This is a genomic window from Microcoleus sp. C2D2, assembly GCF_036702495.1.
Classification (GTDB): domain Bacteria; phylum Cyanobacteriota; class Cyanobacteriia; order Cyanobacteriales; family Microcoleaceae; genus Microcoleus.
In genome coordinates, this window is record NZ_JAUBTO010000222.1 from 1 (window position 1) to 9,262 (window position 9,262).

Consider the following 9,262-nt stretch of genomic DNA (forward strand, 5'->3'; position numbering starts at 1 on the left):
GGTTTAACTGCTTATCAATCCATTCAACAAGCTCTCTCTACTGATGGCTCCCTTTTTTCCCCTAGTTGAGCAATTACTATTGATTAAACGCTAGTCTATCATGAACTCTAAATTATCTGGATACAAAATTCTTGCTATCGCTCGCGCTGTCTGCCGTTCATTTATGTGATATTAACTAAATTAATCTAGATATTTGTCGCCAAATTTACAAATCTTAAAGTTTATACTGCCTGTACGCTTGACTTGCCGCTCGGTGCAGAAGCGAATGCCGATAAACTAACCCATTCATGTCATCGGAATAGCCACCGCCAATCACACAAGCCACTGGATAACCCCGGGCCAAACAAGTAGATAAAACTTGCATTTCCCGGCGAAATAACCCCGTATCAGTTAAAGCTAATTTTCCCAGTTTGTCACCGTGATGAGGGTCTACTCCGGCATCGTACAAAACTAAATCTGGCTTGACATTTGAAAGCAAATCTGGTAAGAATTTATCCAAGGTTTGTAAATATTCGTCGTCCTCCATACCGACAGGCAAAGGTACATCTAAATCGCCCTTTTGTTTAGTGCCGGGAAAATTAACCTCGCAGTGCATCGAGAAAGTAAAAACGCTGCTGTCATCTTGGAAAATCACGGCGGTTCCGTCTCCTTGGTGCACGTCTAAATCGACAATTAAAACTTTGCGAACTAAACCAATTTTTTGCAAAACGCGAGAGGCGATCGCCAAATCATTAAAAATACAAAAACCAGACCCAAAAGCAGGAAAGGCGTGATGAGTTCCGCCTGCTGTATTGCAAGCCAAACCGCATTCTAAAGCGAGCTTGGCAGTTAGTACCGTCCCTGCAACCGCAGTGCAAGTGCGATTAGCAAGGGCCCGACTCCAAGGCAGACCAATTCGCCGCATCGCTTTGTCATCGAGCGTCCCGTTGCAGTAAGCTTGAACGTAGCCGTGGTCGTGGACTAATTCAATCCATTCTTGAGGCCCAAGTTCGGGAGCGTGAAATTGCGATTTATCTGCTACCCCGTCCGCGAGCAGCATCTGGTAAAGCATCCGAAACTTTGCCATCGGGAAGCGGTGATCCGGTGGCAGGGGTGCAACGTAATCTTCGTGGTAAATAATTGGTAAGTCCATTAAGATTATTGTAGAACGAATCAATCTCCAATGGAAAGCCTGCAATCTCAAATTTAAATTCTCTGGAGAACCTGTATTATATGCAACCACTAAAAACAGTCTGGGAGTCCGGCAGCAACAACCCCGAAAATGCTGACAGCCTCGATAATATCGGTCAGTGGTGGGGAAACCTCAACGGCAAAGAAATTAGCTGGGTACAGCGACTGATTCCGCAAATCGGCGGTCTCAGCGAAATTCACTGGCACCCCCAGCGTTTTGACGAAACATTTGTGATAGTCAATCCAGAAATTCGTGAGGATACTCTCTATTGGTACAAACGCGGTTCTCCTGTCCAACGTAATAACACTGTTCAGAAACTAGAACTAGACAACCTGCTACAGCAATTGTACATCTATCCTCAGTTAGAATCAGAAGTGGTAATTTGCATAGGATTTCCCGAAGTTAAATATCAAACACTTGAATTGAACAATCCTGAAATCGCCTTGGGGGGAGATAATATTTTGCTGCTGTGGGAGGCAGACCGAGAACTGGAAATTAAAATCTCCTTCAGCGATGAAAATTTTGCTAAACTTAAGGATTTGCTGGCATAAAAAAGACCGAGAAAAAAGTTGATACAGTTGGCATTAACTGCGGGCCCGTCGATCTATACTCTTAGTTACCTATAAATATCTTAAGACTGACGCGCGGGTGCGAAGCAACCAGGTTTTTTCACGAAAAGACGCGTTGCAGCCCGGGGTAACAGTAAAAATCCGGTTGCTTCGCGTCTGGCCGCCGTAGCGGGCTGTATCTCTGCTAAAACCTTTTGAAGGTAAGGTGGCAGCAGAATGTCAAGAAGCTGGCGCCATCCTCCAGGGACTTTTAACCCTAAAGTCAACCAAAAAACAGTCCCGGACACATCAATCGGGTTTGAGGTACGAAAATACTTGGTCGCAGCCCTTGAACAGAGTTAAAAAAAACCGGTTTCTTTGGTCTGGAGTGCCTAAGTCCTGATTTTTTTTCAGCATACTTAATTTTTGCAGCGAATAAGGAAATTTATTTTTGCAATAAAATATGACAACAATGCAGTGGATTTGAGTGTCGAACTTAAGACAAGCAGCCAAAAAGTTGGACGAATAGAAGGTGCGTTAGTCGCTGGGCTAATATCTAAAGTTAATCCTCTGTTTGCTGAGGTTAAAAAGGTTTGATGAATGATTTTAGCGGGAAGAGAATCCCTATACCTATTAAATCATTAATCTGCTGCTAGCACTATAAAATTCATAAGGGCAAGACAAAAGATGATATTTGAAAAAGAAAGGATTCACATTTTAATTATTGATAATCTGCCTGACCACCTCCGGTTTATATCAAATATTTTGACGAAAGAAGGGTATAAAGTTCAGGCGGCGGTTTCGGGAGAGATGGCGGTAAATGCTAATTTTGCCGTTCTCCCAGACTTGATATTGCTAGATATTGCCATGCCCAAAATGAACGGCTACGAAGTCTGCGAAAGACTGAAGGGTAACGAAACAACTCGGGAAATTCCGGTGATTTTCTTGAGCGTTTATAATGAAATTTCTCACAAAGTAAAAGCTTTTGAAGTCGGCGGTGCTGACTACATTACTAAGCCTTTTCAAGTGGAAGAAGTTTTAGCGCGGATCGAAAGTCAATTGACTATACAACAGCTATCTAAACAATTAAAACAGCAGAATGCCAAACTGCAACGAGAGATAGAATTTCGCAAGCGGACCGAAAAATCACTCCGGGAAAGCCAAGCGCGGTTGCAGAAATTGGCGGCCAATATACCGGGAGTTATTTATCAATTTATAAAGCAGCCGGAGGGAAGTTTCAAATTTGAATATATTAGTTCTGCTTGTCGGGAGATTTACGAATTAGAGTGTGAGGAGATATTTAAAAATCCTGACTTGTGCTTCGCTCAAAATCATCCAGATGACCGACAATATCTGGAAGAACAAATTGCTGCTAGCGCTCGAAGTTTAGAACCTTTTGCCTCGGAATGGCGGATTGTTACGCCGTCGGGTAAACTCAAATGGCTGCAATCTAATTCTCGACCAGAAATTCGCGAGAATGGCGATATAGTTTGGTATGGCGTACTTTTTGATATCAGCGATCGCAAGCAAGCAGAAATAGAAATGGCCTCCGCCAAAGCTGCTTTAGAACGGCAAGTTCAGCGAGAATTGCTGATTGCAAAAATAACTCAAGAAATTCGCTCAAGCTTGCAGCCCCAACAAATATTTCAAATAGCTGCAACTCAAATCGGTCAGGCATTCTGCGCCAATCGCTGTTTGATTCATACTTACGTTACTACCCCCCAAGCCGATCTTCCTCTGGCGGCCGAGTATATCGAACCCGAGTGCGAATCTATTGGGAACGTACCCATTCCAATTTGGGGCAATCCTCACCTCGTACAAATTATGATACAAGATCTGGCGATCGCCTCCAACAATGTTTACTCCGACCCTCTTTTGCAAGCTGTTCAACCGATTTGCCACAAGCTTGGGTTGAAATCGATGCTGGCAATTCGCACTTCCTACCAAGGCCTAGCAAACGGCGCTATCTGTTTGCACCAGTGCGATCGCTACCGTTCATGGACTAACGATGAAATCGACTTGTTAGAAGCTGTGGCCGCTCAAGTAGGGATTGCGATCGCTCAAGCTAAACTGATCGATCGAGAAAAAAACCGGCTTCAGCAGCTCGATCGGCAAAATAAACTGCTGCAAGCAGAAATCCGCACCCGCATCTGCGCTGAGCAAGCTCTGCAAGAATCTGAAACAGAATTGCGGGCTATTTTTGCCGCCATGACTGACACAGTTTTAGTGAGAAATGCAGAAGGGCGCTGCATCAAAATCGCCCCGACAGCAACGGCGCTTTTGGTGAAACCTCCAAGCGAGATGATTAACAAAACCGCCCACGAAGTTTTGCCGGAACCTGTGGCAGATTTGCTATTAAATGCCATCCAAGAAGTTCTAAAAACGAAGCAATGCATCAATGTTGAATATAGCTTGAATCTCGGAGAGGGCGAAGTTTGCATAGACGCTAAAGTTTCTCCGCTTACTCCAGATTCAGTGATTATCGTAGCGCGAGATATTAGCCTTCGCAAACAAACCGAATCCGCACTCAGAGAAAGCCAGCACTTCATTCAAGCGATCGCCGATTTCAATCCCAACCTATTGTACGTTTACGATGTAATTGAACAGCGGAATGTCTACAGCAACCGACAAATTTCGACGATGCTCGGATACACCGCCCGAGAAATAGAAGATATGGGTCCAGCAATCATGTCAACGCTGCTCAACCCCGAGGATTTGTCAGATTTTTTTGCAAGGGTTCAAAAATTGGAGCAAGCCAAAGACGGCGATGTCATTGAATGTCAATACCGAATGAAACACAAAAACGGTGAATGGCGGTGGATGCACAGTTGGGATACCGTATTTGTCAGAACAACTGACGGTAAGCCCAAACAAGTTCTAGGCACAGCTAATGACATCACAGACCGCAAATTAGCCGAAGAGAAACTGCTAGCATCGCAGCAAAGAATCTCATTTTTATTGCAGCAAACGCCGATCGCAGTTATCGAGTTAAACCTCAATTTAGAAATTATCACTTGGAATCCCGCGGCAGTTGCTATTTTTGGCTACAGCGAGCAAGAAGCGATAGGTCGAGTCGCCTCCGATTTGATCGTACCTGAAAGCTACCACCAGCAAGTCTCTGAGATTTTCAATCACGGCTGGAACGCCAAATCCAGCGGCACTTCCGAAAATCTGACCAAAGACGGCAGAATTATCACCTGCGAGTGGTACAATACTCAGCTAATTGATGATAACGGTACAGCGATCGGCATTGCATTAATGGCTGTAGACATTACCGAACGCAAGCAAGCAGAAACCGAACTGCAAGAAAGTGCTTTACGACAAAGAGCGATCGCCCGCATCATTGAAAGAATGCGGCAGACTTTAGATATCCGAGAAATTTTTCAGGCCACAACCCGAGAATTGCGCCAAACCCTGAAATGCGATCGAGTCGCCATTTATCGTTTCAATCCAGACTGGAGTGGCGAATTTGTAGCCGAATCCCGTGACCGCAAGTGGGTTTCTTTGGTCCAAGAACAGGAGATCGATTCTCACTTTACTGAAGGCGCTTTAGACAGCGAACTTTGCGTCGTACCCAACTTAGATAGCACCTCACAAGTATGCGATACCTATTTGCAAGAAACCAAAGGCGGAGCCTACAGCAGAGGTACACCTTACCTTTGTGTCCCAGACATTTACAAGCAGGGCTTCGAGAATTGTTACATCCAATTGCTAGAAAAATTTCAAGCTAAATCCTACATTATTGTGCCAATTTTCTGCGGCAAAAAGCTCTGGGGATTACTAGGATCCTATCAAAATTCAGGTCCCCGCCAGTGGAGCGAAGCTGAAATCAACGTTGCAGTTGATGTAAGCACTCAGCTAGGAGTAGCATTACAGCAAGCGGAATTGCTCGCCCGCACTCAAAGGCAGTCAATGGAACTGATGAAATCCAAAGAAAACGCCGAAGTTGCCAACCGCGCTAAAAGCCAATTTCTCGCTGCCATGAGCCACGAACTCCGCACGCCTCTCAACGCCATTCTCGGTTTTTCTCAAGTCATGGCTCGCAATAGTTCTATCACGGAAGAACAAAAAGAATACATAGAAATTATCAACCGCAGCGGCGAACATTTGCTGGAACTGATCAATGATGTTTTGTCAATGTCCAAAATAGAAGCAGGTCAAATTACCATCAATGAAAGCCGCTTCAATCTCTACAACCTTCTCAACAGTATCAAAGAAATGCTGGAGTTAAGAGCAAACTCAAAAGGTTTGCGCCTAATCTTTGAAACTACCGACTATTTGCCGGAGTACATTCAAACAGACGAAGCTAAATTGCGGCAAGTTTTAATTAACCTGCTAGGCAATGCGATTAAATTTACTCAACAGGGAACCGTTACTTTGCGCGTCAGCAGCGAAGTAGAAAAAAACGGCACAGCAGAAAACAAATCCCAATTGTATTTTGAAATTGCCGACACTGGACCAGGCATTTCTCCCTCGGAAATCTCCACATTATTCAAGCCCTTCGTACAAACCGAAACAGGTCGGAAATCAATGCAGGGAACTGGTCTCGGATTGCCGATCAGCCAACAGTTTGTCCGGATTATGGGAGGTGATATTGCGGTTGAAAGTCAAATCGATAAAGGCACAACTTTCAGATTTAATATCTACGTTAACTTAGTAACAGAAAGTGACGAAGAAGAAAAATCGGCGGTCAAACAAGTTATTGCTTTAGAAGCCGGACAACAAACTTATCGGATATTAATAGTTGAAGATGTAGCGGAAAATCGCCAACTGCTGGTTAAGCTCCTCGTACCGCTGGGATTTGAAGTCCGCGAAGCAACTAACGGTCAAGAAGGAATTGCTTTGCAGTCAACTTGGAAGCCGCACCTGATCTTAATGGATATGCTGATGCCAGTGATGGATGGGTACAAAGCGACAAGACAGATCAAGCAAACTCTAGAAGGTAGAGAAACAATAATTATTGCCCTGACGGCCAGTGCTTTTGACGAGCAGCGGCAGAGAATTTTGTCTGCTGGTTGTAACGATTTGATCTGTAAACCGTTTCGGGAAGAGGTACTCTTTGAAAAGATCGCGCATCACCTGAACCTGCGTTATATTTATGAGGAAGAAAACTCCTCTACTTCTTTTTCAGCACCGACGCTGCTTAAAAGTTTGACCACCGAGGATTTGCGTGTAATGCCCACAGACTGGGTAATCGAGTTGCACCGAGCAGCACTTTGCGTTGACGACAACCGCATCCTCGAACTCATCGAGCAAATTCCCGAAACTAAGGCAAATCTCGCTAAGGCTTTAGCAGATTTAGTCGAGAATTTTCGGATAGATATCATTATAGATTTAACTCAATTATATTATGATGAACGACCCTTCATTACCAGCGGAACCTAAAGACATTCTGATCGTTGACGATATGCCGGACAACTTGCGACTTTTATCCACTATGCTAACATGTTACGGGTATCATGTCAGAAAGGCTATTAACGGACAACTGGCTCTGCAAGGGGCGGAAATATCTCCTCCGGATCTAATTTTACTAGATATTAATATGCCGAAAATGAACGGCTATCAAGTTTGTGAGAAGTTAAAGTTAAGTGAAAAAACTAAAGATATTCCGGTAATTTTTATTAGTGCGCTAGATGACGTGAGGGAAAAAGTTAAAGCTTTTGAAGTAGGAGGAGTTGATTATATTACTAAGCCGTTTCAAATAGAAGAAGTCTTAGCCCGCGTCCAAAACCAACTTTCCCTTCGTTTGCTGCAATCCCAACTGCAACTGCAAGCTAGGGAACTGCACGATCGCAATTCTAGATTGCAGCAAGAAATCGCAGAACGGCAGCGGGCTGAAGAATCAATCCGGTTTTTGCTGGAAACTACGCGGGCGATCGGCGAAGCTGTAGACTTTAACTCAGCTTTAGAAGTAATTCTGCACCAAGTTGGCCAAACAATCCGATGGGACGTAGGAGAAGCTTGGATTCCCGATGCAGAAGGAACTGTGCTGCAATCTGCCCCGGGCTGGTATGCGAGTAACGCGAGGATGGATTCGTTCCGCAGCCAAAGCGAAAAGCTGACATTTGCCATGAATATAGGGCTACCGGGACGAGTTTGGGCATCCAAGCAACCGGAATGGGTAGAAGATATTTCCCAGGGCTACCCGGATTTTCTCCAAAGTGAAATAGCACTAGAAATCGGATTTAAAGCGGGTTTTGGCGTGCCGATTTTGGTAGGCGATGAAGTATTGGCAGTGCTAGTTTTTTTTAAAATTTCGTCTTGTCGGAAAGACGCGCGATTTATAGACATTTTTAATGCAGTCGCTACTCAATTAGGTTCTTTGATTCAGCGCAAACAAGCAGAAGAATTGCTGCGCATTGCTCAAGAGAAATATCACAGCATTGTAGAAAATGCGATGGAAGGCATTTTTCAAAGCACACCTTCAGGAGGCTATATCAGCGCTAATCCAGCTTTGGCAAAATTGTACGGTTACGACTCGCCAGAAGAACTGATGTCCGACATTAAAAATATTTCTCAGCAACTGTACGTTGACGCGGAACGCCGCCTCGAATTCGTGGCTGCTATGGAGGCTGACAATGCCGTTTCGGGGTTTGAATCTATGGTATGCCGCAAAGACGGGCGCCGGATTTGGGTGTCAGAAAATGTCCGGGCTGTTCGAGATTCAAAAGGTGAGCTGCTCTACTATGAGGGTACTGTTTCTGACATTACAGAGCGTAAATTAGCGCAAGAAGCCCTCAAAGTTCAACAGGAACAAAGCGAGAAGTTGCTGTTAAATATTTTGCCCAAACCAATAGCAGAACGCTTGAAGGCGCAGCAAAGTACAATTGCCGACAGTTTTGCCGAGGTAAGTGTTTTATTTGCTGATATTGTTGGCTTTACTGAGTTGTCGGCGAGAATGTCTCCGACGGAGTTGGTAAAGCGCTTGAACGTGATTTTTTCCCACTTCGACCAGTTAGCTGAAAAGTACGGTGTGGAGAAAATTAAGACTATTGGCGATGCTTACATGGTAGTCGGGGGATTGCCTATGCCGAGAGATGACCACGCCGAGGCGATCGCCCAAATGGCCCTGGGAATGCAGGCAAAAATAGCAAAGTTGTCCGCCGACACAGGAGAAAAACTGGCAATTCGCGTCGGCATCAATTCCGGGCCGGTTGTTGCGGGAGTAATTGGTGTGAGCAAGTTCACCTATGATTTGTGGGGAGATACGGTGAATGTAGCGGCGAGGATGGAAGCTACGGGTTTTGCAGGCAGAATTCAAGTTACTGATGTTACTTATGAGCTTTTGAAAGATAAGTATTTGTTGGAGAGGCGAGGCGTAATTCAGGTAAAAGGTAAGGGGAATATGATGACTTATTGGTTGCTAGAAAAAAAGTAAAAATTAGGAATTGGCAAGGGGGAATCGGGAAGGAAGAAGGCGAAAGAAAGAAGGAAGTAGGTTTACTGAGATGTTGCACCATTCTCAATAAGCTGTTTCGCATTAAAACTGGTATAATAATAAATCACAAGTCACATAAAAGCCAGAAGTATGCCTGCCAAAAAT

5 protein-coding genes are annotated in these 9,262 nt (G+C 44.5%); 4 read left to right on the plus strand and 1 reads right to left on the minus strand.

Features of this window, described 5'->3' with window-relative positions:
* Positions 1 to 214 precede the first annotated feature (214 nt).
* The gene (locus QUB61_RS35785; RefSeq protein ID WP_333135753.1) at positions 215 to 1,132 is read right to left on the minus strand and encodes a histone deacetylase; all 918 of its coding nucleotides are present in this window, start codon (positions 1,130 to 1,132) and stop codon (positions 215 to 217) included.
* 80 nt (positions 1,133 to 1,212) lie between these two features.
* Between QUB61_RS35785 and QUB61_RS35790 the strand changes: the two genes are divergently transcribed.
* From QUB61_RS35790 to QUB61_RS35805, 4 genes are all read left to right on the plus strand, one after another.
* Complete coding sequence (locus tag QUB61_RS35790) at positions 1,213 to 1,722, plus strand: hypothetical protein (RefSeq protein WP_333135755.1); 510 nt, start codon at positions 1,213 to 1,215, stop codon at positions 1,720 to 1,722.
* A 684-nt stretch (positions 1,723 to 2,406) separates the two neighbouring features.
* On the plus strand, positions 2,407 to 7,104 hold the full coding sequence (locus QUB61_RS35795) for a response regulator (protein ID WP_333135757.1): 4,698 nt from the start codon (positions 2,407 to 2,409) through the stop codon (positions 7,102 to 7,104).
* Positions 7,070 to 9,097: an adenylate/guanylate cyclase domain-containing protein gene (locus QUB61_RS35800; protein ID WP_333135759.1), complete on the plus strand. Its 2,028-nt coding sequence runs from the start codon at positions 7,070 to 7,072 to the stop codon at positions 9,095 to 9,097. Before QUB61_RS35795 ends, QUB61_RS35800 begins: the two co-directional genes overlap by 35 nt.
* Positions 9,076 to 9,262, plus strand: a 187-nt coding sequence (locus tag QUB61_RS35805; protein ID WP_333135761.1) for a hypothetical protein, incomplete at its 3' end; no start/stop codon positions are given. The genes QUB61_RS35800 and QUB61_RS35805, both read left to right, overlap by 22 nt.

Bases quoted from the DNA above. Each gene is read 5' to 3' on its own strand.
- QUB61_RS35800 (WP_333135759.1), top strand. From the start codon at position 7,070: ATGATGAACGACCCTTCATTACCAGCGGAACCTAAAGACATTCTGATC.
- QUB61_RS35785 (WP_333135753.1), bottom strand. From the start codon at position 1,132: ATGGACTTACCAATTATTTACCACGAAGATTACGTTGCACCCCTGCCA.
- QUB61_RS35795 (WP_333135757.1), top strand. From the start codon at position 2,407: ATGATATTTGAAAAAGAAAGGATTCACATTTTAATTATTGATAATCTG.
- QUB61_RS35790 (WP_333135755.1), top strand. From the start codon at position 1,213: ATGCAACCACTAAAAACAGTCTGGGAGTCCGGCAGCAACAACCCCGAA.